Annotated in this window: 28 protein-coding genes; 20 read left to right on the forward strand and 8 right to left on the reverse strand. The window is 63.6% G+C overall.

Going from position 1 to position 21,817, the window contains the following annotated elements; genetic code table 11:
* Nucleotides 1–75: 75 nt before the first annotated feature.
* Together QTA58_RS06555 and QTA58_RS06560 are read right to left on the reverse strand one after the other, a co-directional pair.
* Nucleotides 76–993 carry an arginase family protein gene (locus QTA58_RS06555; RefSeq protein WP_289672154.1) on the reverse strand — a complete coding sequence of 306 codons (918 nt, stop codon included), beginning with the start codon at nucleotides 991–993 and terminating at the stop codon, nucleotides 76–78.
* Nucleotides 994–1,171: 178 nt separating this feature from the next.
* On the reverse strand, nucleotides 1,172–1,729 hold the full coding sequence (locus QTA58_RS06560; protein WP_289672155.1) for a methylated-DNA--[protein]-cysteine S-methyltransferase: 558 nt from the start codon (nucleotides 1,727–1,729) through the stop codon (nucleotides 1,172–1,174).
* A 163-nt stretch (nucleotides 1,730–1,892) separates the two neighbouring features.
* On the opposite strand from QTA58_RS06560, the gene QTA58_RS06565 reads away from it, so the two are divergent.
* The 5 genes from QTA58_RS06565 (at nucleotide 1,893) to QTA58_RS06585 (ending at nucleotide 6,012) form a co-directional block, all read left to right on the forward strand.
* Nucleotides 1,893–2,651 carry an AraC family transcriptional regulator gene (locus QTA58_RS06565; protein WP_289672156.1) on the forward strand — a complete coding sequence of 253 codons (759 nt, stop codon included), beginning with the start codon at nucleotides 1,893–1,895 and terminating at the stop codon, nucleotides 2,649–2,651.
* Nucleotides 2,652–2,745: 94 nt separating this feature from the next.
* A complete protein-coding gene (locus QTA58_RS06570; RefSeq protein ID WP_289672157.1) occupies nucleotides 2,746–4,164 on the forward strand; it encodes an alpha/beta fold hydrolase in 1,419 nt (472 codons plus the stop codon).
* A gap of 15 nt (nucleotides 4,165–4,179) precedes the next feature.
* On the forward strand, nucleotides 4,180–4,686 hold the full coding sequence (locus tag QTA58_RS06575; protein WP_289672158.1) for a nuclear transport factor 2 family protein: 507 nt from the start codon (nucleotides 4,180–4,182) through the stop codon (nucleotides 4,684–4,686).
* A 235-nt stretch (nucleotides 4,687–4,921) separates the two neighbouring features.
* Nucleotides 4,922–5,446 (forward strand): 2'-5' RNA ligase family protein, encoded by a 525-nt coding sequence (locus tag QTA58_RS06580; protein WP_289672159.1) that lies wholly within the window; start codon nucleotides 4,922–4,924, stop codon nucleotides 5,444–5,446.
* Nucleotides 5,447–5,529: 83 nt separating this feature from the next.
* Nucleotides 5,530–6,012: a VOC family protein gene (locus QTA58_RS06585; protein WP_085422051.1), complete on the forward strand. Its 483-nt coding sequence runs from the start codon at nucleotides 5,530–5,532 to the stop codon at nucleotides 6,010–6,012.
* A gap of 163 nt (nucleotides 6,013–6,175) precedes the next feature.
* On the opposite strand, the gene QTA58_RS06590 is transcribed toward QTA58_RS06585, so the two are convergent.
* Nucleotides 6,176–6,340, reverse strand: a complete 165-nt coding sequence (locus QTA58_RS06590) for a hypothetical protein (protein WP_200814075.1) — start codon at nucleotides 6,338–6,340, stop codon at nucleotides 6,176–6,178.
* A 174-nt stretch (nucleotides 6,341–6,514) separates the two neighbouring features.
* Here QTA58_RS06590 and QTA58_RS06595 point away from each other — a divergent pair, with 174 nt between their 5' ends.
* The 8 genes from QTA58_RS06595 to QTA58_RS06630 all read left to right on the forward strand — a co-directional run bounded on the left by QTA58_RS06595 (nucleotide 6,515) and on the right by QTA58_RS06630 (nucleotide 11,075).
* On the forward strand, nucleotides 6,515–6,862 hold the full coding sequence (locus QTA58_RS06595) for an ArsC family reductase (RefSeq protein ID WP_085422050.1): 348 nt from the start codon (nucleotides 6,515–6,517) through the stop codon (nucleotides 6,860–6,862).
* Between the two features lie 39 nt (nucleotides 6,863–6,901).
* On the forward strand, nucleotides 6,902–7,330 hold the full coding sequence (locus tag QTA58_RS06600) for a putative toxin-antitoxin system toxin component, PIN family (protein WP_289672160.1): 429 nt from the start codon (nucleotides 6,902–6,904) through the stop codon (nucleotides 7,328–7,330).
* A complete protein-coding gene (locus tag QTA58_RS06605) occupies nucleotides 7,327–7,557 on the forward strand; it encodes a ribbon-helix-helix protein, CopG family (RefSeq protein ID WP_085422048.1) in 231 nt (76 codons plus the stop codon). The genes QTA58_RS06600 and QTA58_RS06605 overlap by 4 nt, the downstream gene beginning before the upstream one ends.
* A gap of 6 nt (nucleotides 7,558–7,563) precedes the next feature.
* Nucleotides 7,564–8,037, forward strand: coding sequence for a Cys-tRNA(Pro) deacylase (gene ybaK, locus QTA58_RS06610; protein ID WP_289672161.1), 474 nt, complete (start codon nucleotides 7,564–7,566; stop codon nucleotides 8,035–8,037).
* A 102-nt stretch (nucleotides 8,038–8,139) separates the two neighbouring features.
* The gene (locus tag QTA58_RS06615) at nucleotides 8,140–9,393 is read left to right on the forward strand and encodes an aminopeptidase (protein ID WP_289672162.1); all 1,254 of its coding nucleotides are present in this window, start codon (nucleotides 8,140–8,142) and stop codon (nucleotides 9,391–9,393) included.
* Between the two features lie 49 nt (nucleotides 9,394–9,442).
* Nucleotides 9,443–9,739 (forward strand): type II toxin-antitoxin system RelE/ParE family toxin, encoded by a 297-nt coding sequence (locus QTA58_RS06620; RefSeq protein WP_289672163.1) that lies wholly within the window; start codon nucleotides 9,443–9,445, stop codon nucleotides 9,737–9,739.
* Nucleotides 9,739–10,026: an addiction module antidote protein gene (locus QTA58_RS06625; RefSeq protein ID WP_289673043.1), complete on the forward strand. Its 288-nt coding sequence runs from the start codon at nucleotides 9,739–9,741 to the stop codon at nucleotides 10,024–10,026. Before QTA58_RS06620 ends, QTA58_RS06625 begins: the two co-directional genes overlap by 1 nt.
* Before the next feature lie 107 nt (nucleotides 10,027–10,133).
* A complete protein-coding gene (locus QTA58_RS06630; protein ID WP_289672164.1) occupies nucleotides 10,134–11,075 on the forward strand; it encodes a cyclase family protein in 942 nt (313 codons plus the stop codon).
* Between the two features lie 33 nt (nucleotides 11,076–11,108).
* Here QTA58_RS06630 and QTA58_RS06635 read toward each other — a convergent pair whose 3' ends face one another.
* Together QTA58_RS06635 and xseA are read right to left on the reverse strand one after the other, a co-directional pair.
* Nucleotides 11,109–11,702 (reverse strand): NAD(P)H-dependent oxidoreductase, encoded by a 594-nt coding sequence (locus QTA58_RS06635; RefSeq protein WP_289672165.1) that lies wholly within the window; start codon nucleotides 11,700–11,702, stop codon nucleotides 11,109–11,111.
* The gene (gene xseA / locus QTA58_RS06640) at nucleotides 11,702–13,309 is read right to left on the reverse strand and encodes an exodeoxyribonuclease VII large subunit (RefSeq protein ID WP_289672166.1); all 1,608 of its coding nucleotides are present in this window, start codon (nucleotides 13,307–13,309) and stop codon (nucleotides 11,702–11,704) included. Before xseA ends, QTA58_RS06635 begins: the two co-directional genes overlap by 1 nt.
* 305 nt (nucleotides 13,310–13,614) lie before the next feature.
* On the opposite strand from xseA, the gene QTA58_RS06645 reads away from it, so the two are divergent.
* The 4 genes from QTA58_RS06645 (at nucleotide 13,615) to QTA58_RS06660 (ending at nucleotide 14,897) form a co-directional block, all read left to right on the forward strand.
* Nucleotides 13,615–13,878, forward strand: a complete 264-nt coding sequence (locus QTA58_RS06645; protein WP_085422041.1) for a hypothetical protein — start codon at nucleotides 13,615–13,617, stop codon at nucleotides 13,876–13,878.
* Nucleotides 13,879–13,896: 18 nt separating this feature from the next.
* Nucleotides 13,897–14,166: a hypothetical protein gene (locus QTA58_RS06650; RefSeq protein ID WP_289672167.1), complete on the forward strand. Its 270-nt coding sequence runs from the start codon at nucleotides 13,897–13,899 to the stop codon at nucleotides 14,164–14,166.
* A 138-nt stretch (nucleotides 14,167–14,304) separates the two neighbouring features.
* A complete protein-coding gene (locus QTA58_RS06655) occupies nucleotides 14,305–14,535 on the forward strand; it encodes a hypothetical protein (protein ID WP_085422039.1) in 231 nt (76 codons plus the stop codon).
* Entirely contained in the window at nucleotides 14,532–14,897 is a 366-nt protein-coding gene (locus tag QTA58_RS06660; RefSeq protein WP_289672168.1) for a GtrA family protein, read from the forward strand. Before QTA58_RS06655 ends, QTA58_RS06660 begins: the two co-directional genes overlap by 4 nt.
* Before the next feature lie 6 nt (nucleotides 14,898–14,903).
* Here the strand turns inward: QTA58_RS06660 and QTA58_RS06665 are convergent, their stop codons facing one another.
* Complete coding sequence (locus QTA58_RS06665) at nucleotides 14,904–15,890, reverse strand: Gfo/Idh/MocA family oxidoreductase (RefSeq protein ID WP_289672169.1); 987 nt, start codon at nucleotides 15,888–15,890, stop codon at nucleotides 14,904–14,906.
* 193 nt (nucleotides 15,891–16,083) lie between these two features.
* Here QTA58_RS06665 and QTA58_RS06670 point away from each other — a divergent pair, with 193 nt between their 5' ends.
* From QTA58_RS06670 to QTA58_RS06680, 3 genes are all read left to right on the forward strand, one after another.
* Nucleotides 16,084–17,034 (forward strand): aldo/keto reductase, encoded by a 951-nt coding sequence (locus QTA58_RS06670; protein ID WP_289672170.1) that lies wholly within the window; start codon nucleotides 16,084–16,086, stop codon nucleotides 17,032–17,034.
* Nucleotides 17,035–17,106: 72 nt separating this feature from the next.
* Nucleotides 17,107–18,102 (forward strand): aldo/keto reductase, encoded by a 996-nt coding sequence (locus tag QTA58_RS06675; RefSeq protein ID WP_289672171.1) that lies wholly within the window; start codon nucleotides 17,107–17,109, stop codon nucleotides 18,100–18,102.
* Nucleotides 18,103–18,200: 98 nt separating this feature from the next.
* Nucleotides 18,201–18,560 carry a nuclear transport factor 2 family protein gene (locus tag QTA58_RS06680; RefSeq protein WP_085422034.1) on the forward strand — a complete coding sequence of 120 codons (360 nt, stop codon included), beginning with the start codon at nucleotides 18,201–18,203 and terminating at the stop codon, nucleotides 18,558–18,560.
* 15 nt (nucleotides 18,561–18,575) lie between these two features.
* Here QTA58_RS06680 and QTA58_RS06685 read toward each other — a convergent pair whose 3' ends face one another.
* Together QTA58_RS06685 and pheT are read right to left on the reverse strand one after the other, a co-directional pair.
* The gene (locus tag QTA58_RS06685; RefSeq protein ID WP_289672172.1) at nucleotides 18,576–19,193 is read right to left on the reverse strand and encodes a hypothetical protein; all 618 of its coding nucleotides are present in this window, start codon (nucleotides 19,191–19,193) and stop codon (nucleotides 18,576–18,578) included.
* A 182-nt stretch (nucleotides 19,194–19,375) separates the two neighbouring features.
* A complete protein-coding gene (pheT, locus tag QTA58_RS06690) occupies nucleotides 19,376–21,811 on the reverse strand; it encodes a phenylalanine--tRNA ligase subunit beta (RefSeq protein ID WP_289672173.1) in 2,436 nt (811 codons plus the stop codon).
* Nucleotides 21,812–21,817 lie beyond the last annotated feature (6 nt).

The following is a 21,817-nucleotide window of genomic DNA, read 5'->3' on the forward strand; positions in this document are numbered from 1 at the left end:
TCGACTCCAATTCGGTGACGGCTAGTTTAGCGCCCGATTGTTACATCATCGAGGACGTATGCGACCGCGCGGCTCCTACGCATCGGCGGCCGCAATCGGTGCGAGCGCGTGCGTCAGCATAGCGATGAGGCTGCCTAATGCGGCGATCTCGTCAGGCGCGTGATCCGGATTCAACTCGGCCAGGGTCAGGACGCGCCAGTTGGGCGCTGCCAGGAGGATATCCAGCACCTTGCCGAGCTCCTCGAGCTCGAGGCCGGTGTCCCGCGCTCCGTAGCGGACGTTCTCGGCGATCGGAAACGACGTAAACGCAAGCACATCGATATCCACGTGAACGAGCAGACGGTCGAAGCGGAGTCCCCAGGTCTTTGCCTTTTCGGCCGCAGCCGCCGGGTCCGCTTTGATCTCCGGCAGAACGATGTGTCGAATGTCGTTGACGGCGATCGTCCTTGCCTCGGGCGCCGTGACCTCATGGGCACCGAACAGCAGCACGTCGGAGGGATGAAGCATCGGTCGTCTCGATGCGAGACCACTCAGATCAGGAAGCGCGCCGGGTAGATCGAGCATGTGGGCGATACCAGTCCAGTCAAGGGCCCCTTCGGCGGTTTCCGGCACGTTGAGATCGGCGTCGCCATCGATGTAGATCAAGCCGACCGAAGCGCCGTCACTCAGCGCGCCGGCGACGACACCCAATTCGATGGTGCAGTCACCGCCAAGGACGAGCGCCGCCTCGCCCTCCGCCATGGCGTGCCCGACGTGCCGGGAGAGCGCCATCGCCGCGTCGCGCACAGGCCCCAGGTTCATGGCGTTTCGATTGCCGGGGTCCGGGCGCCACCGGAAACAGGCAAGGTCGCCCATGTCCCCAACGCGCCATCCGGCCCGCTCCAAGGCGGGAATCAATCCATGGCGCCGAAAAGTCTCGGGAGCCTTCTCCTGCCCGGGAGCATATGCCCCGGCGCTTGTCGGCGCTCCGATGACAGTCAGACGGTTGCTCATGGTTCGCACCGCGCTTTCTCCGAGCCAGGACGTTTGAGCTCGGGCGTGCCCAATCACAGACAACGGGACAGCCTACCATCCCCTGCGAGGAATCACACGTGGAACCGACAAAGATCGGACATGTTCCCAAGGCCGGCAGATTGGCGCAACGAAACTCGCCGCGGCATATCCCCCCGGCTCAGAACCCCAGCGATTGCTGCGCCGGCTCCGGCGGCGCCAGGCGGACGCCTTCCAGTTCCAGCATGCGCGCCTTGGAGGTCGAACCGCCCGGTGCCGAAAAGCCGCCGATCTTGCCGCCGGCCGCAAGCACGCGATGGCAGGGAATGATCAGCGCCACCGGGTTCTTCGCCATCGCCTGGCCGACGTCCCGGGCAGCTTCCGGGCCGGCGCCGAGCTCTTTTGCGATCGCTCCGTAGGTGGTCGTATGCCCCCAGCCGATGCGTCGGGCCGCGGCATAGATTTGCCTGAAGAAATCGTCCTGGCCTTCGAGGTCGAGCCTGAGCCATGAGAAATCGACCGCTTCGCCGGCGAAATAACGCTTCACGGCCTCGACCGCCTCCCGAATTTCAGCCGGCGGCGTGCCGCGTTCGGCCTCCGCCAGGCGGCGCAGGAGCAGCCGCTCGGTCGAGCCCGCGCTTTTCGTCGGGAGCTGGAAGCGGGTGATGCCGACATTGTTCCAGGCGATGCCGCAGAAGCCGCCGGCCGTTTCGAAGATAAGGTACTGATGCGCAGCCATGGGATAATCTCCGCATTTCACTTGGTCTCAAGATCGTCCCTGCCGGCCCGGGATTCAACCCGTTTCTTGCCTCGCCTCACCCGTTCTCACGGAACTTTTCGTTGAGTTTCCCTTCACAACCGCTACCCTTCCCGGCATGACCGGACCGCAGGCACAGACACGGATGCGACTGAAGGCGGAGAGGCTGGAGACGCCTCCCGGCGGCGGCGGTTTTGCCGTGCCGCGCCTCTCGCTCGGGCTCTTCCTGGTCGACCAGGACCGGCACCGGATCGCGGTCGGCTCAGACAAACGCCGCCATATCCCGCTCGAGGCCGGCGAGGGCTGGATCCTGCCCGCCGGCGCCGCGGGAATCTGCGAATATGACGAGGCGCTTTCCTTCCTGAGGCTCGAAATACCGGAAAGGCTGCTTTCCGACGTGGGCTTCGAACGTCATGCGGATTTCGCGCCGGTCGTGGGCGCTTTCGATCCGCTGCTCGTGCAGCTCATCCACCAGGCCGTCGCGACCGCCGACAGTACGCCGTCGCTCTACCTGGAGACCATGCAGCTTGCACTCGCCGCGCATCTGGCGCAAATGCTGGCGCCGCCGAAACCGGGGATTGCCGGCATAGGGGACCGGCGGCTGCGCCGCGCGCTCGACCATATCCACGACAACCTTGCCTCCCACCTTTCCCTCGACGATCTGGCCTCCGAGGCGGCGATGAGCCGCTTTCATTTCGTGCGCGCCTTCACCAGGGCCACCGGCAAGTCGCCGCTGCAATACGTCATCCACGAGCGCATGGAGCTTGCCAAGCTGCTGCTCAAAACCACGCGCCTTCCGGTCGCCTCGGTGGCGGCCGATACCGGCTATGAGGACGTCTCCCGCTTCGGCCGGCATTTCCGCCGCCACACGGGTGTTACGCCTGCCGCCTTCCGCGCCCGATAGAGCAATAAACGCATAGCGAACGGCAACAAACGCGCCTGCGCAATGCCTGCGAAGCAGCGATCCTCCCGTCATCCGAACGGAGAGGAGATGCATGATGAAGACCACGGCTCTTTCAACTTTCTGCGCGGCGATGATGACCTCCGCCGCCTTCGCCGCCGACATTCAGACGCGCAAGGTCTCCGTCGAGAACGAAGGCGCGACGCTGGCCGGCACGCTCTATCTGCCCGCCGACTACCGGCCCGGCGAGAAACGCCCCGGCGTGGTCGTTGCCGGCGCCTGGACCTCGATCAAGGAACAGATGTCCGGTCTTTATGCCCGCGAAATGGCCGGACGCGGCTTTGCGGCGCTCGCCTTCGACTATCGCGGCTGGGGGAAATCCGGCGGCGAGCCCCGTTTCAGGGAGGACCCGGCGGCGAAAACCGGCGACATTGCCGCAGCCGCCGCCTTCATGACGGCGCTGCCGGAAGTGGACGGCACCCAGGTGCACGGCCTCGGCATCTGCGCCTCTGCCGGATACATGGCCGCAGCCGCAACGAGCAATGCGAACTTCGCCTCGGTCGCGCTGGTCGCGCCCTGGCTGCACAACCGGCAAATCGTCGAGCAGGTCTATGGCGGCCCGGACGGCGTCGCCCGGCTGATCGCCACCTCGCGTGAGGCGGAAGACGCCGAACGCCAGGGCAGGCCGCAGATCATCACCGCCGCCAGCACGACCGACCAGACCTCGCTCATGTACCGGATCCCCTATTATACCGAGGCGGATCGAGGCCTCATTCCGCAATACGACAACCGCTTCAACCTCGCCTCCTGGGAACCGTGGCTCACTTACGATTCCGTTTCGCTCGGAGCGAAGCTCGACAAGCCGGTGCTGATGGTCCATTCGGAGGCGGCCGCCGTGCCGCAGGGCGCACATGCCTTCTACGCCCTGCTTCCCGGCGAAAAGTCCGAGCTCTGGCTCGACGGCGTCAGCCAGTTCGATTTCTACGACCGGCCGGAGCCGGTGAAGATCGCAGCTGAGGCCGTCGCGGCACATTTCAGCCGGACCGGCGCGCCGCAGCCGGTGAGCCTCGAGGATCGCGCGGCGATCATCGGCGCGATCACCGATATCGCCGCGGGCGCCGACCGGCACCAATGGGATCGCGTGCGCCGCGCCTTCGCCGACGAGGTGAAGCTCGATTATACCAGCCTGTGGGGCGGCGAAGCGGCCATTCAGCCGGCCGATGACGTGATTGGGCAATGGTCGGGCTTCCTGCCCGGCTTCGACGAGACGCTGCATCTCGTCACCAACCATACAGTCACCGCCATGCGCGGCACGACCGCCACTGCCGAGGCCGATTTCCAGGCCACCCACCGCATCGAAGGCGATCTCTGGGTGCTGATGGGCCACTACCGGTACGAACTCGTCAAGACGAACGGCGCCTGGAAGGTCTCCGCGCTCACCATGACCCATACCCACGAGACCGGCGACCGCGGCCTCGTCGCCCGCGCGGCCGAACGCGCCCGCCAGACCCGCTGAACCAGGGAGGAAACCATGTCCGGAACCATCACCCGAGCTTTGCTCCTCACCGGCGCCCTCTTTTCAGGAACGCCCGCCATGGCCGCAAGCCCGGAGGAAAACCGCAAGGTCATCGCCGATTACTATGCCGCCTATGCGGCCGGCGACATGAACAAGGTCGCCGATTTCTTCGCCGAGGATATCGAGTGGCACATTCCCGGCCACCATCCGCTGGCCGGCACCAAGCATGGCAAGGCGGAAGTCGCAGCCTTCTTCCGGCAGCTCGGCAAGGCCGGATTCCGGGCAGAGCTCATCGCGCTGACGGCCGACGAGAACTGGGTCATCGACATGCATCGCGGCTGGTCGAACCGATCCGGCAATCCGCAGGGCGCCAATGTCGACACGATCTGGGTGCTCGCCTTCCGCATTGAGAACGGCAAGATCAAGGAGGCACGCAACTTCTCCTACGACCAGGCCGCCGCCGACACGTTCTTCTGGGCCGCCTATCCGCTGAAACCGCTGCCGGAACGGCTGGCGGATTAGCCACAATCCGGCATGTTCACTATTTGTTCTTTACACGTAGAAGGAGTCCCGCTAGACTTCGATCGACGGCATGAGGCCGGGTCACCGGGATGGCGGCAGGATGAGCTTGCGATACGCATACGGCCAATCTTCGCTTCCCCTTGGGGAGGATTGGCCTCCTTTCCAGGGAGGAACTCGGCGGCATCCGAGCAAGCTGTTCTTCTGTCTCAAACCGACACCCTTCGCCGCTCGACGTATGAATCGCGATGCCGCCAGGCATGCCGGAAGCAGGACGCGGCGGGCCGCCTATCCGGCCGACCTCCTGCACATGACGCTGCTGTGCATGGAGCAATTCGATGAACCTCCGCGCCATCTCATTCCGTCCATCGACGCGGCGATACGCAGGATCAGGGCAAGGCCGATCCGCATCGATCTCGATGGCAGCGACCTGTTCGGAGGAAAGAGGCATCTCGTCCTGACGAGCTCAGCCGTCAACCGGGAGCTGCGAAGCTTCGTGCGGATGCTGTGGAACACGCTGACGCGGCACAACCTTCCCCGGTTTCCGCTCGCGTCCTTCGAGCCCCATGTGACCGTCATCTACGATTGCGGGAAGATCGATCCATTGCCCGTCGAGAGGCCGTTTGGCTGGGTCGCCGAGGAATTCCAGCTCATCTACAGCCATTTCGGGGAAAGCCGGCACGAGGAATTCGGCCGGTGGCGCTTCGATCCCGAGGCGCCGCCCTACCTTTCTCCTCCGGAGCAACTGCGTTTTCCCATCTGAGCTTGGAATTTTCTCAAGGGACCTGTCGGATCGGCAAATGTTCAAACGTCCTCAGGGCGTCATCCAATAGAGGAGAGAGACACATGGCCATCCAGAAACACAAGATCGTCCCGCATCTCTGGTTCGAGGGCAATGCGGAGGAAGCGGTCAATTTCTACGTTTCGGTCTTCGACGATTCCCGCATCACCGACGTCACGCATTATGGCGATGCAGGCCCCGGCCGCAAAGGCTCCGTCATGGCCATGGGCTTCGAGCTCGAAGGCCAGAGCTTTACCGTGATCAACGCCGGCCCCTGGGCGAAGTTCAACGGCGCCATTTCCTTCCTCATCCATTGCGAGACGCAGGAAGAAATAGACCGGTATTACGATGCGCTTGTCGAAGGCGGGGAGGAAAAACCCTGCGGCTGGCTGACGGACCGCTACGGCCTGTTCTGGCAGGTCAACTACGCCAGGCTTCCGAAAATGCTGACGGATGGCGATGCCGACCGGGCCAATCGCGTCCTGCAGGCGATGTACCAGATGAAAAGGATAGACATCGCCAAGCTGGAGGCCGCCTATCGGGGGTGACAAACGGCCGGGCGTCTCGCCATCGATGGATCCTGGATCTCGACGGCTTGTTTTCCCGCTCTTCCGCCGGACGAGCCGGCAGTCGCCACACTTATATTGCCGGACCCTGCGGCCGCTGCCGAAGCCCTGCCTCGCCCGGCCGTGAAGGCCGGAAGAGAATGGATCAGCCGAGGCGATCGAAAGCCTTGGGGTCGATGCCGAGGGTGTGGAGGTCGCGGCTGTTCGGGCGGCGGTGGCTTTCAACGGCGGCCGAAACAGAAATGGCGGCGCTCATGACGGCGAAGGCGCGGCCGAGGGCGCTGCCACGGGTCTTGTTCTTAACGGACATGTTCATCTCTCCTTTTTCATTCTGCTAAAATATGGTGGCGAACCATTTTTGTGCAATGCACAACGAAGCAGGGGAGCCATGCAGCCGTCACATATCGATCATTAACCATGGCTCCAGGGCTTGCGCGGCAAGCCGGGCTCTTGTTATCGGTCGCGTCGGAACAAGGGGTGTGCGATGGCGATCACGATCTACGGCATCAAGAACTGCGACACGATGAAGAAGGCGCGTGCCTTGCTCGACCGGAAGGGTGTCACCTATGCCTTTCACGATTACAAGGCCGAGGGCATCGACCGCGCGCATCTCGACCGGTGGATCGACCGCGCCGGCTGGGAAACGGTGCTCAACCGCGCCGGCACGACGTTCAAGAAACTCGACGATGCCGACAAGGCGGACCTCGACCGGCAGAAGGCGATCGCGCTGATGCTCGCCCAGCCTTCGATGATCAAGCGTCCGGTGCTGGAGGCGGATGGCAAGCTGATCGTCGGCTTCAAGCCTGAGATTTATGAGACAGAGTTCGGCTGACCATTGACGCCAAAGTGACAGCATATATGCTGTCATTTCATGAAGGTTGTGATCGATACGAATATCTTCGTATCCGCTGTGATGAATGCGGACGGCGCGCCTCGTCACGTTATCCGGCTGTGTTTACGGGACGAGATCAGACCCTTGATGGCGAACGCTCTTTTCTCGGAGTATGAAGATGTCTGCAGCAGAGATGACCTCTTCGCCCGGGCGCTGCTTTCCGTTGAGGAGAGAACTGAATTGCTGCATGCTTTCTTCACATGCTGCCAATGGATACCGATATATTTTCTCTGTCGGCCCAATCTTCGCGATGAAGCAGATAACCACATCGTGGAATTGGCGATCGGTGGTGGAGCGGACGTAATTATAACGGCAAATAAGCGCGATTTCGCTCAGGCGGAACTCGCGTTTCCGAACTTGAAGATCTTCACCGCCGGTGAGTTTCCGGCTTGGAGAAACGCAAAATGAGCACTCTGACGATACGGCTTCCTGTGGATCAGCACGAACGCCTCAAGGCCCTCGCCGCGGCGCGCGGGACGAGCATCAACAAGCTTTTCGAGGAATTCTCTGCGAGAGCTCTCGCCGAATTCGACATCGAAACCCGCTTCCGTCTGCTTGCGGCGAAGGGGAACAAGAAACGCGGCCTTGATCTCCTGGACAAATTGGACCGTGCCCATTCTCAATCGAGCCGCTGACGGGACATGTCCAAGACCACCCGCGCCACGCAGGCGCTCGAAAAGGCCGGGGTTGCTTTCACCACCGTCAGTTACGACTACGATCCGAATGCCGACCGGATCGGGCTGCAGGCGGCGGAGGCGATCGGCGAGGAGCCGCGCCGGGTGCTGAAGACCCTGATGGCGGAAGTGGACGGCAAGCCGGTCTGCGTCGTCGTTCCCTCGGACCGGGAGGTTTCCATGAAGAAGCTCGCCGCCGCCTTCGGCGGCAAATCGGCCAACATGATGAAACCCGCCGATGCGGAGCGCGCGACCGGCTATCATGTCGGCGGCATCAGCCCCTTCGGCCAGAAGAAGCAGGTCCCGGCCGCGATCGAAGCGACGGCGCTCGACGAGCCGCATGTCTATATCAACGGCGGCCAGCGCGGGCTGCAGGTGCGGCTCGATCCGAAGGCGGCGCGCGATGCGCTGAAGGCCGTCGCCGCTCCGCTCGTGGCGTGAGCCGGCAGAGGCGGGATCGCAGTTTCACGTCGGGCGAGCTTCAATTTTGCCCCAAACCTCTTTAAGTCTGGCGGATCGCACAGGAAGAAAGCAGAGGCCCTCATGACAATCGTGCCGAATTTTCAAACCGTCGTCGATCCCCAGAAGCTTGAAAAGCTTGCGGAAGTGGCCGTGAAAGTAGGCCTGAGGCTCGAACAGGGCCAGGATCTGGTGATCACGGCGCCGCTTGCCGCCCTGCCGCTCGTGCGCCTCATCACCAAGCATGCCTACAAGGCCGGCGCCGGCATCGTCACGACTTTCTATTCGGACGAGGAGACCACGCTTTCGCGTTACGAATACGCGCCCGATGCGAGCTTCGACCGGGCCTCCGACTGGCTCTACGAGGGCATGGCCAGGGCCTATGGCAACGGCGCGGCGCGGCTGGCGATCGCCGGCGACAACCCGATGCTGCTCTCCGGCCAGGATCCCGCCAAGGTGGCCCGCGCCAACAAGGCCAATTCCATGGCTTACAAGCCGGCACTGGAGAAGATCGCCAATTTCGACATCAACTGGAACATCATCTCCTACCCGAACCCCTCCTGGGCGAAACAGGTCTTCCCGGATGTTCCCGAGGATGTCGCGGTCGGCAAGCTGGCGGAGGCGATCTTCGCCGCATCGCGCGTCGATCTCGCCGATCCCATCGCCGCCTGGGCGGAGCACAACGCCAATCTCAAGAAGCGTTCGAGCTGGCTGAACGAGGAGCGTTTCTCGGCCCTTCATTTCACCGGCCCCGGCACGGACCTGACGGTGGGGCTCGCCGACGGCCACGAATGGCATGGCGGCGCCTCGACGGCCAAGAACGGCATCACCTGCAACCCCAACATTCCGACCGAAGAAGTCTTCACCACACCGCATGCGCTGAAGGTCGAAGGCCATGTGTCGAGCACCAAGCCGCTGTCGCATCAGGGAACGCTGATCGACGACATCCGGGTGAAGTTCGAAGGCGGCCGCATCGTCGAGGCAAAAGCGTCTCGGGGCGAGGAAGTCCTGAACAAGGTGCTGGACACCGACGAAGGCGCCCGCCGGCTCGGCGAAGTGGCGCTCGTGCCGCATTCCTCGCCGATCTCCAGGAGCGGCATCCTGTTCTACAACACGCTGTTCGACGAAAACGCCTCCTGCCACATCGCGCTCGGCCAGTGCTACTCGAAATGCTTCCTGAACGGCGCGATGCTCAGCCAGGACGAGATCAAGGCGCAAGGCGGCAATTCGAGCCTCATCCACATCGACTGGATGATCGGTTCCGACAAGGTCGATATCGACGGCATCCGCGCCGACGGCTCCCGCGTGCCGGTCATGCGCAGGGGCGAGTGGGCCTGATCCGATCGCTCCCATTGACGGAATGTAGTTTTAAAACTACATTCCGTGCGTGTTCGAGCTCAAGCAAACGGAAGCCTTCCGCAAGTGGCGCACGGGTCTGAGAGACGACCGCGCCCGAGCGATGATTGCTTCCCGGCTCGACCGCCTCGCCTTCGGGCATGCTGGCGATGTGGCGCCGGTCGGTGATGGAGTCAGCGAGCTGCGTATTCACTACGGGCCTGGCTACCGCATCTATTTCCAGCAACGCGGCAACCTCCTGATCGTACTTCTGTGCGGAGGCGACAAGAGCAGCCAGGCAAGGGACATCAAGCTCGCGAAAAAGCTCTCGCAGGAATGGAGTGAATGATGGCCGAGAAACTTTCGAACTACGATCCCGCGGAAGACCTTGGCTCGGACGAAGCGATCGCCACCTTCATGGCGGAAGCTTTCGAGACGGAGGACGCTGCCTATATCGCGCATGCGCTCGGCGTCGTCGCGCGCGCCAAAGGCATGACCCAGATCGCCAAGGATACCGGCCTTTCGCGCGAGCAGCTCTACCGTTCCTTCAGCGCAACCGGCAATCCGACACTCAAAACAACGATCGCCGTGATGAAGTCGCTGGGCATCGGGCTCACGGCCAAGGTCCACTCGTGATCTCGCGATAGAGTTGACTTCCCCTCTTTTGCGGCGGGAAACTGATCGCGGCGGCACGGCTTGCGTGTCGGCCGATGATCAAACAGACGCCAGAGAGGGAAACCGCAATGCCTCATCCGCTTATCCGTTTGGCCGCGCCGCTCGGCGCAGCGCTTCTCGCCCTTGTCCCGATCACCACCGCCCTGGCCCAGGAACCGGGCCTCTGGAAAGTCTATAACGAGGCGCTGAAGGGTGCCAAATATGTCGACCTCACCCACACGATCACGCCGAACATTCCCGTCTGGGCGGGTTTCGGCAAATCGGCGTTCGGGCAGGCCGCCGCCGGGGTCGATCTCGAAGGCTATGCCAAGAAGGGTGAGACCTTCACCTACGAGAAGCACGGCTTTGCCGCCTCCACCTACAATCTCGCCACGGATCAGCTCGGCACGCAGCTCGATCCGCCGGCCCATTGGGCGCCGGAATATGCGGCGATCGACGAAATCCCCGCGACCTATGCCGTGCGTCCGCTCGTCGTCATCAATATCGAAGACAAGGTGAAGGCCGATGCCGGCTATCACCTGCAGGTCTCAGACATCACCGATTTCGAAGCCGGGCACGGGCGAATCCCGGAAGGTTCGGTCGTCTTCGTACGCTCCGGCTGGTACAAGAAATGGCCGGACCCGTCGCTTTCCACCACCCGCCCCTTTCCCGGCGTCTCGCTCGACGCGCTGAAATTCCTGCATCTCGAACGCAGGATCCTGTTCCACGGCCACGAACCGCTGGACACGGATACGACGCCCAATCTGGAAGGCGAATACTGGCTGATGCATAACGGCTTCGCCCAGGCCGAAGGCGTGGCGAACCTCGACAAGGTGCCCGAAACCGGCGCCTTGGTGGCAATCGGCTATCCGAAGTTCGGCGGCGGGGTCGGCGGCTATGCCCGCTACATCGCGATCTGCCCGCCGGACTGGCAATATGGCGTGACGATCGGCTCGGTGCCGGAAGCGCCGCTCCCAAAATTCGACAAGCCGCTGCATTTCGACGAGACGGCCGGCATGCGCACACGCTAGAGCGCCCTGGATTTCGGCATCGCGCCCGAGCGGCTATTGCAATGTCTGGAGCGCGGTCCGCACGCGCTCCAGGTGGCGCCTGCGTTTGTCGTCGGTGGCGCGGTCCATGTCGTGGAGCGCCAGCATGCGGAAACGGACCTTTCTGTTGCAGAAGATCGCGATGCCGCGCCTCATCTGCCGGCGCACCGGATCGCCCATATAGAGCTTCACGACCCACCAGGGCGAACCGGTCGTCGTGAAGACCCAGAAATGGCGGATGTTCGTGAGCTGCGGAACGATCCTGCCGCCGGTCTTGTCGTGCCTGAAAGCCACGCCCGGCGCAAAGACCCTGTCGAAGAAGCCTTTCAGCGCCGCCGGCAGATTGAACCACCATTGCGGGAAGACCAGCATCAGCGCGTCTGCCGCCTTGAGCCGCTCCACAAGGCCCGCGACTTCCGACGTATCGTAGGGACTATCGAAATAACCCCGCCGTTCCTTTTCCGTCAGCCGGGGATCGAAATCCTCGGCATAGAGGTCGAGGAGGTCGACCGCGTGGCCGCCCGCTTGCAGGGTTTCCCGCACGGTCCTTGCCACGGAGGCCGCATAGCTTTCCGGCAGGGGATGCGCGAGAACCAGCAGTACCCGCATCAGAAGAGGCTGCCCTGCTTCGGCGGATCGCTTCCCGGCTCCGGCTTTGCCGGCCGCTTCTTCGGCTGGGGCGGAGCGGCCGGCCGCTCGGCGATTTCTCCGCTTTCGCCCGTGACGGCGGCGATGCGGCCATCTGCGAACTGCAGGGAAACGGCGCGGCCCAGGCCGACATCCGCAGCACGCGTGAGCGGCCGGTCATTTTCATCGCGGATAACCGCAAAACCGCGTTTCAGGACATTCGTATAGGACAAGGACTGCAGCACGCGATCCTGCGCCGCGATCGCCGCCCGGCTGCGGGCGAGCGCGTGCGAGACGGCCGTATCCGCATGGCGGGACAGCGACGCGAGGTGCTGGCGCTCGCGCTGCAACTGGCCGATCAGCCGCGCCGGCAGGGCGGAAAGCGATGCGCCCGCCTTGGCGACGCGGTTGTGCTCCCTCAGCAATTGCCGTTCCAGACACCGCTCGCTGCGCATGATCCGGTCGGCCAGCAATTGCCGCTGCTGGGCAAGCCGGTTGGTGAGCAGTTCCAGCCGCAGGCCCGAAGAGGCTCGCTCGAAGCTGCGGCGCTTGACCACCGTCGTGCGCTCCAGCCCCCGTCCGAGACCGGCCGCCGCCTCGTCGAAACGGCGGCGCGGCAGGGCCAGCAGCTGATCGAGCGACGGTAGCGCGCGGACGAGTGCGCGAACGGACTGGCGGCGATGATCCATGTGCCGGCTGGTGCAGTTGCGCAGCCGGGCCGTCAGGTTCGCGATCTGCGCATCGAGGTCGGCCTTCACCGGCACGGCCATTTCCGCAGCCCCGGTCGGCGTCGGGGCGCGCACGTCCGCCGCATGGTCGATCAGCGTCCAGTCGGTTTCGTGGCCGACGGCGGAGATCAGCGGGATTTCGCTTTCGGCGGCGGCCCGCACCACCGCCTCGTCGTTGAAGCTCCAGAGGTCTTCCAGGCTGCCGCCGCCGCGCGCGACGATCAGCACGTCCGGCCGTTTCACCGCTCCGCCCGGCGCGATCCCGTTGAAGCCGCGGATCGCCGCCGCCACTTCGTCGCCCGAACCTTCCCCCTGCACCTTCACCGGCCAGACGATGACATGCACCGGGAACCGGTCGGAGATGCGGTGCAGGATATCGCGGATGACCGCGCCGGTCGGCGAGGTCACGACGCCGATCACCTGCGGCAGGAAGGGCAGAGGCTGCTTGCGGCCCTGGTCGAACAGGCCTTCGGCGGCAAGCTTGCGGCGCCGTTCCTCGATGAGCGCCATCAGCGCGCCGGCGCCGGCCGGCTCCAGGTTCTCGATGACGATCTGGTATTTCGAGGAGCCCGGGAAGGTGGTGACCTTGCCGGTGGCGATCACCTCCATGCCCTCTTCCGGGCGGAATTTTATCCGCGGAAAAGTGCCCTTCCAGATCACCGCATCGATGCGGGCGCGGTCGTCCTTCAGCGAGAAATAGGCGTGTCCCGAGGAATGCTGGCCGCGATAACCGGAGATTTCCCCCCTCACCCGCACGTGGTCGAAGGCGTTTTCGACCGTGCGCTTGATCGAGCCGGAGAGTTCCGACACCGAAAACTCGGTCAGGTTCGTGGGCGAATCGTTGGCGAGCAGTGTGTTCATCCTTTCCTTTTAAAGGATGTGGCCGGCGAATTCATCACCCGGAATGGAGGCGAGACGGGGATGATCCGGCGCGTCCAAAGCAGTCCCGGAAGGAAAAATTCCGGGCCGCCCACGCAGCGCCATCCAACTCCTTCAACCTCCAACCACTTGAAGCAGCACCTTTTCTTTTTCCGCAGCGACCACATTTCCCTTCTATAGACCGGTTCACGGACCTCCGGCACCGATGTTTTTCCGGCCTTGCATTTCCCCGGGGCCCGCGAGGAGAGCGACAATGACGGCGAACGACATTCAAGGAGATCTCGTCCATGCCCGACCGTTTCGCCCATATGCAGGCCTCCCTTTCCGGCCCGGCCTCGTCCGGTTTTGCCATCACCCCCAGCGACGGCAGCGATCTGCCGGAGACGACGCGGGCGCTTTACGTCGGAACCGGCGGCAATCTCTCCGTGCGGATGCTTTCGGGGGAAACCCTGGCGCTTTCGAACGTTTCCTCCGGCAGCCTGCTGCCGCTCAGGGTGACCCGCGTCTTCGCGACCGGCACGACCGCGGCGGCGATTACCGGGCTCGTCTGAAGAGAAAGGCGGAGATTCATGCCTGAACGGTTGCTGCTTCGCTTCAAGGACCGGCCGCAGGCGATCTCCGTACTCGGCGCGATCGGCGTGGAATTCGATGCCGTCTCCGGCGACGGCATCATCCGGAAGCCGACCGGCGAAACGGCCGAATTCGAGGGCGAGGTCATCGCGCTGACCTGCCCCGTCTCGGGCTATCATGTCAGCCTCCTCTGGTGCGGGGACCTGCCGTGCACGCTGGCGCCTTATGTCGTGGCGGGATCCGCGCCGAAAGCGGACATCGCCGACTGACGATGCGCAGCGTCCCAAAATGGACCCATTTCCGGCCGATTTTGCGTCAACCCGAACCTCTTCGCACCGATGCGCGAAAGCATTTATTAGCAGGTGGCGGATATCTTCGTCCCACCCAGGGCAGAAAGGAGACGCCAGGTGCTTTTCTTGACCGCTGCATCGATAGGCGTTTGCGCCGGCATGATGCGGTCTGCCTTTTCGGTGGCCTTCATCGCGTTCCTGATCGTTGCGACATTCGCGCTTGCGACCGTCACGTCGTCCGGTCCGGCTTCCTATCTCAACCTGCTGATCGCCATCCTCGGCTACAATGCCGGCCTGATCAACTTCCTCGTCGGCCTTCTGGTCGCCCGCCGCCTTCGCGCGGCATGAAGCCACTCTTCCGGTTCCTGACCGCAGGCGTCATCGGATTGCTCGCCGATGCGGCGCTCACGCATGTTCTGATCGAGCATGCCGGGCTCGGTCCGTTCATCGCCCGCATCCCGGCGATCGCGACCGCCATGGCCGTCGCCTGGTTCGTCGGCCACAGCCGGACCTTCGGCCACTCCCTTGCGGCCGGGGGCTTCCGCTACTGGGCGGTCGGCATCACCGCGGCGCTGGTCAACTACGCCATCTATGCGACGCTCATGTACCGCGCGCCCTTCCTGCAGCCCGCCGTCGCGGTCGTCTTCGCCTCGCTTGCGGCGATCGGCTACAGCCTCTTCGGCTATTCGCGCTTCGTCTTCAGGCGCTGAGCCTCCTCAGACCGTCTCCCAGCCGTCGTGGCCGCCCGCGCGGTAGATGGCATCGATGAACTTCTGGTTCAGGAGCGAATTTTCGAGCGTCACTACTTCGGCTTGCTCACCTGCGGCGGCACGCGCGAAAGCCTCCGCCTGCCGCTTGTACTGGCGGCTGTCGGGGAAGCGGAATATTTGCGAGGCCTGATGATTCTGATTGGCGACCTCGATCTCCTCGGCGCCCCAGCGGTTGGCGTTGAAGGGGGATTTCACCTCGATATAGCCCTCCGTGCCGTGGAAAACCATGATCTGGCGGGCGGCCATCTGGGTCGCGACATAGAAGGTCAGCTCGAACGCGCCGAAATCCGCCTTGACGCTGGAATAGATGTCGGTGCCGAAATCCGCATCGCGCTCCACTTTCGCCTGCACCCGGAACGGCTCCTTCCCGGTCACGAAACGTGTCGTGATGGTCGGATAGACCCCGATATCCGGCAGCGCGCCGCCGCCGAGTTCGGGAATGTTGCGCATGTTGGACGGATCCCGGTTGAAATAGCTGAAGGCGCCCTGCACGTGTTTCAGCTCGCCGATCGCCTTCTCCCTCAGGAGCTCCCGCACCTTCAGCCAGACCGGCGCATAGGTCACCATGAAGGCTTCGGAGATCAGCACCCCGTGCCTGTCGCGGGCGGCGATCAGCGTCTCGATCTCGCCGGCCTTCAGCGCGATCGGCTTTTCGGCCAGCACATGCTTGCCGGCTTGGGCCGCCTTGACGGACCATTCCACGTGCTGGCTCGTCGGCAGCGGGATATAGACCGCGTCGACGACATCGGATGCCAGCATCTCCTCATAGGAGCCGAAGGCATGCGGCGCGCCGAAGCGGTCGGCAAGCGCCCGGGCCTTGGCGAGATCGCGGCTCGCAAAAGCCGTCACCACGCAGTTTTCCGCATCCTGGATGGCCGGCACCACCAGTTCGCGACCGATCTTTGCAGTCGACAGGATTCCGAAACGCAGCATGACACCCTCCACGAAAACCATTGCGGCCTCGCACCTTATTGGCCCGCTCCGGCGGGTGCAACGCGCGCCGCAAAGCCCTGCTTGAAAAAGTGAACGCCTGCGCAAAATAGGGACTGGTCGGCGGCGGAACATGAGTTAATCTCGGGCTCCTTTCCCAAGCCTGCCCGCTCATCTGAAAATCCGGAGGAATATCATGGAGCTGCGCGCACTCGGCCGGACCGGCCTTTCCATCTCGCCCGTCGTCCTCGGCGGCAACGTCTTCGGCTGGACCGCCGACGAGAAGACCTCCTTCGAGGTGCTCGACAGTTTCTTCGACGCCGGCATCAACACGATCGACACCGCCGATTCCTATAACCGCTGGGTGCCGGGCCATGTGGGCGGCGAATCCGAGACGATCATCGGCAAATGGCTGAAGCGCGGCGGAGTTTCGCGCGACAAGGCGATCATCGTCACCAAGGTCGGCTCGGACATGGGCCAGGGCAAGAAGGACCTTTCCGCCAAGTGGATCCTCGAAGAGGTCGACCATTCGCTGCGCCGGTTGCAGACCGATTACATCGACCTCTATCTCGCCCACTGGCCGGACGAAACGGTATCCTACGAAGAAACGCTCGGCGCCTTCGCCAAGCTGAAGGAAGCCGGGAAGATCCGCGCGATCGGCTGCTCCAACCTCGATGCGGCGATGCTGCAGGATTCCTTCGACGCCGCGAAGAAGGCCGGCCTGCCGCGCTATGACGTACTGCAGCCGCAATACAATCTCTACGACCGCGATAGTTTCGAAGGCCCGCTCGCCGAGCTCTGCATCAGGGAGGATATCGGCGTCATCAACTATTACGGCCTCGCATCGGGTTTCCTCACCGGCAAGTACCGCGACAAGGCGGATACCGAGGGCAAGGCACGTGGCGCCCGGGCGCTCAACTATCTCAACGACAAGGGCCTGCGCATTCTGGCCGCCCTCGACGAGGTCGCGGTCGAGACCGATGCAGAGCCCGCCTCGATCGCGCTCGCCTGGCTCATCCAGAGCCCCGGCGTCACCGCGCCGATCGCCAGCGCCACCAGCGTCGACCAGCTCGAAGCCATCATCGCCGCCGGGAATCTCACGCTTTCCCCCGGCCAGATGAGGCTGCTCAACGAAGCCGGCGCCTGAATTTTATCGGCATGATTTTCCGGAATGGGCGCTTGGGCGCCCTTCTCTCACGTTGTGATAAGGAGACACCCCATGAAGATGCGAAAACTCGGAAAAGAACTCACCGTTTCCGCCGTCGGTCTCGGCTGCATGGGTATGAGCCACGCGTATGGCGGTCAGGATGAGCAGGAGTCAATCAAGACCCTGCACAGGGCTGTCGAGATTGGAGTCAATTTCTTCGATACGGCGGAAGTCTACGGACCTTTCGTCAACGAGGAATTGGTCGGCAAGGCACTCAAGCCTCATCGCGACAAAGTGGTGATCGCCACCAAATTCGGTTTCAAGATCGACACCGGCAGGTCGCAAACCGGTGCCATGGTCGGCCTCGACAGCCGCCCGGAACACGTGCGCGAAGTGGCGGAAGCCTCGCTGAAGCGGCTCGGCGTCGAGGTGATCGACCTCTTCTATCAGCACCGCGTCGATCCGAGCGTGCCGATCGAGGATACGGTCGGCGCCATGGCCGAGCTCGTCAAGGAAGGCAAGGTGCGGGCGCTGGGCTTGTCGGAAGCCGGCGCCGCCATCATCCGCCGCGCCCATGCCGTACATCCGATTACCGCGCTGCAGAGCGAATATTCGCTCTGGACCCGCGATCCGGAAGGCGAAATCCTCGATACCTGCCGCGAGCTCGGCATCGGCTTCGTGCCTTTCAGCCCGCTCGGCCGCGGTTTCCTCACTGGCAAGATTCAGAAACCGGAGGATTTCGGAACCGACGACTTCCGCCGCTCATTGCCGCGCTTCAGCGCCGAGAATATGGCCGCCAATGCCTCGCTCGTGAAGCTTCTCGAAGACATGGCGACCGAGAAGGGCGTGACCACCGCCCAGCTTGCGCTTGCCTGGGTGCTCGCCCAGGGCGATTTCATCGTGCCGATCCCCGGCGCGCGGAAAATCCCGCATCTGGAGCAGAACGTCGCGGCGACCGAGATCACGCTTTCGGCCGAGGAATTGAAGACGCTCGGCGACCTGCTGGCGCCGGAGAAATTCTCCGGTGCGCGCTACGGGCAGCAGGCCGCCGCCTGGACCGTTCGGTAAGTTGAAGCTCCGGCAAGCGTTCCGAATGACGGGCCGCCGAAAGGCATTGGCTTCGTCCATTCCCGTGCTACCTTGGAGCGAAAGCCGGGAGGATCGCGATGTCGGAGGAGCAGGCAGTCCAGTCCGTTGTCCATCTCTATGTGGACGGCATGACGTTTGCGCATGAAGGCGCGCTTCGAAAGGCCTTCCATCCGAAGGCCTGCATCATCGGCAACTACCAGGGTGCGGTCGAATGGCTTTCGCTCGACGACTTCATCGCGGCGGTGACCTCGGAGGGCGCGGCGGCCGCCGGCACGCAGCCGCTCATCCAGATCGAGACGCTCGACGTGACCGGCGATGCCGCCACCGTCAAGGTCGTCGACGAGTTCGCCGGCATGCGTTTTTCCGACTATCTCTCACTGCTCAAGATCGACGGGCGCTGGCTCATCGTCAACAAGCTCTATTACCTGCATTCCTGAACGGTTCGCCACCACTTACCGTTCAGGCGCCGGAAATCCGAGGTAGTGCTCGGAATGATCGCCCTCGTTGTTGGGCATTCCGATCTTGGTGAGCACGCCGCGCGGTTCTGCGAAACTGCGGATGCGGCGAGCCGGCTTTTCGTGCCACTGGATGTTCATCGCCCAGAGTTTCGGGAAGACCATGATTGAGGCGTAGGGCAGATGGTCGTGAATCCACCAGGCGAGTTTCTGCCAGTCACCTTCCCTATCGTAGTTGTCGATCAGCCAGGGCACGACGATGCATGCCGTGGCGCCCATGAAGCCCTGCGCGTCACGCCGGTCCCAGATATGGTCGGCCGCGGTGTTGGCATTCGAAGAGCAGTTGAGGTTGTTTTTGTTGCCGAATTCGTTGACCTTCGGCGAGCGGTAACCGGAGCGCAGGTGCAGCCGGCCGAAGGTCGCGTGAAGCGGCTCAAGCAGTTCCTCGCAGAGATGGCGGCCGGCTTCGATCGCCAGGTCCGGATCTTCGGGAATGTTCGGAATGCCGTAGAAATTGGCGATCTCGGAAAACAGGAAATCGCGGAAGAAGAAATTCTTCGACAGCCGCACGCGGCCGAGCTCCTCCAGCCCCTTCATCGATCCCGGTACGCGCATTCTCCATCTCCTCCCGCCGTCATGCCCGGCCTTGTGCCGAGCATCTATCCACGTTGATATTGCCGAGCGGCTTGGATCCCCGGCACAAGGCCGGGGATGACGGCCATTGGCGGCCTGGCACAAAAAAGCCTGCCCCTTTCGAGGGACAGGCTAACTTTGAGAGGTGATTCAGGCCACCCGAATTAAGCGCGCAGCACACCGCCCGTCGTCTTTTCGACATTGGCGACGATCTTGCCGGTCAGCGCCTCGAAATCCTCGTCGGTCAGCGTCCGCTCGACCGGCTGGATCTGCACCTCGATCGCCACCGACTTCCTGCCCTCGCCGAGCGAGGCGCCTTCGAACACGTCGAAGACATTGACGCCGGTGATCAGCTTGCGGTCGGCGCTTACCGCCGCCTTGACGATCGCGCCGGCTTCCACGTCGCTCGCCACCACGAAGGCGAAGTCGCGCTTCACCGCCTGGAACGGCGAGAGTTCGAGCGGCGGCTTGGTGCGCGTCGCCTTCTTCTTCGGCTCCGGCATGGCATCGAGGAAGACCTCGAAGCCGCAAAGCGCGCCGGAAACGTCGAGGCTGCCCAGCGTCTTCGGATGGAACTCGCCGAAATAGCCGAGCACCACTTTCGGACCCATCTTGATCGTGCCGGAGCGGCCCGGATGATACCAGGCGGGGGCGCCCTTCTCGATCTGGACATTGCCCATCGGCAGGCCGCAGGCTTCGAGGACCGCCAGCGCATCGGCCTTGGCGTCGAAGACGTCGACGGGCTTGCCGCCGCCCTTGGCATTGTTCGACCAGAGGCGGCCCGCGCCATTGATCGAGGCGGTGCCGCGGCGCACGCCGCCGGCCACGCGCCGCTGGCCTTCCGGCATGTCGGTCTCGTAGGTGCCCGAGACTTCGAAGATCGCCACGTCGCCGAAACCCTTGTCGGCATTGCGCTGCGCTGCCGTCAGCAGGCCGGGCAGAAGCGAGGGGCGCATGTCCGACATGTCGGACGCGATCGGGTTGGCAAGCTTCAGCGCCTGACTGCCGCCGCCGAAAAGCTTCGCCTGATCCTCGGAGATGAAGGACCAGGTGACCGCTTCCAGCATGCCGCGCGCGGCGAGCGCCCGCTTGGCAGCGCGGGTGCGCACCTGCAGCGTGGTCAGGATCTTTCCGTTGACGCTGGAGAGCCTGTCGATCGCCTCCGGCTTGATCTGGTCGACGCCGTGGATGCGCATGATCTCTTCGACGAGGTCCGCCTTGCCGTCCACATCCGGTCGCCAGGAGGGAACCGTCACGGAGACCCGCTCGCCGGAAGCGTTAGCCGAACCTTCCACCGTGAAGCCGAGACGGGTCAGGATCTGGCGGCTTTCCTCGGTCGAGACTTCGAGGCCGGTCAGGCGCTTCACTTCCGAGAACGGGAAATCGATCACCTTCGGCTGGTGTCCCTTGTAACCGACGACTTTCGCTTCGGCGGGCGTGCCGCCGCAGAGCCGAAGCACCAGTTCGGTGGTGCGGTCGAGGCCGGGGATCATGTATTCGGGATCGACGCCGCGCTCGAAACGGTAGCGCGCATCGGTGATGATGCCGAGCGAACGGCCGGACTTGGCGATGTTGATCGGGTCCCAGAGGGCGGATTCGATCAGCACGTCGGTCGTGTTCCCGTCGCAGCCGGAATGCTCGCCGCCCATGATGCCGCCGATCGATTCCACGCCGTTTTCGTCGGCGATGACGACGTTGTTGGGCGTCAGCCTGTACTCACGCGTATCGAGCGCCAGCACCGTCTCGCCGTCCAGTGCGCGGCGGACCGTCAGGCCGCCCTTCACCTTGGCGGCATCGAAGACGTGCATCGGCCGGCCCTGGTCGAAGGTCATGTAGTTGGTGATGTCGACCAGCGCGTTGATCGGACGAAGACCGATCGCCTTCAGCCGCGCCTGCATCCAGGCCGGGCTCGGGCCGTTCTTGACGCCGCGCACGAGGCGGAGCGCGAAGCCGGGGCAGAGGCGTTCGTCGTCGAGCACGATCTTCAGGCCGACCGAGGTCTCGCCTTCGGTCCTGAAATCGGGCCTGGCCTGCGGTTTCAGCGTCCCGAGGCCGGCGGCCGCCAGATCGCGGGCAATCCCGTGGATCGAGGTGCAGTCCGGCCGGTTCGGCGTCAGGTTGATCTCGATGACCGGATCGTCGAGACCGGCATAGGCTGCGAAGGAGGTGCCGACCGGCGCATCGGCCGGAAGGTCGATGATGCCTTCGTGATTGTCCGACATGTCGAGCTCCTTCTCGGAGCACATCATGCCGTGGCTCTCGACGCCGCGGATCTTGCCGACGGCGAGCGTCACGTCGATGCCCGGAACGTAGGTGCCGGGGCGGGCCAGCGCGCCCACCAGACCGGCGCGGGCATTCGGCGCGCCGCAGACGATCTGCACCGGCTTGCCGTCACCGGCATCGACCATCAGCACCTTCAGGCGGTCGGCCTCCGGATGCTTTTCCGCCGAGAGAACCTTGGCGATGACGAAGGGCTTGTAGGCGGCCTTGTCGTCGACATCCTCGACCTCGAGCCCGATCGAGGTGAGGCGCTCGCAGATCTCGGTGAGCGTTGCGTCGGTCTCAAGATGATCCTTGAGCCAGGAAAGCGTGAATTTCATTGTCTT

The organism is Neorhizobium sp. CSC1952 (assembly GCF_030378245.1).
Taxonomy (GTDB): domain Bacteria; phylum Pseudomonadota; class Alphaproteobacteria; order Rhizobiales; family Rhizobiaceae; genus Neorhizobium; species Neorhizobium oryzae_A.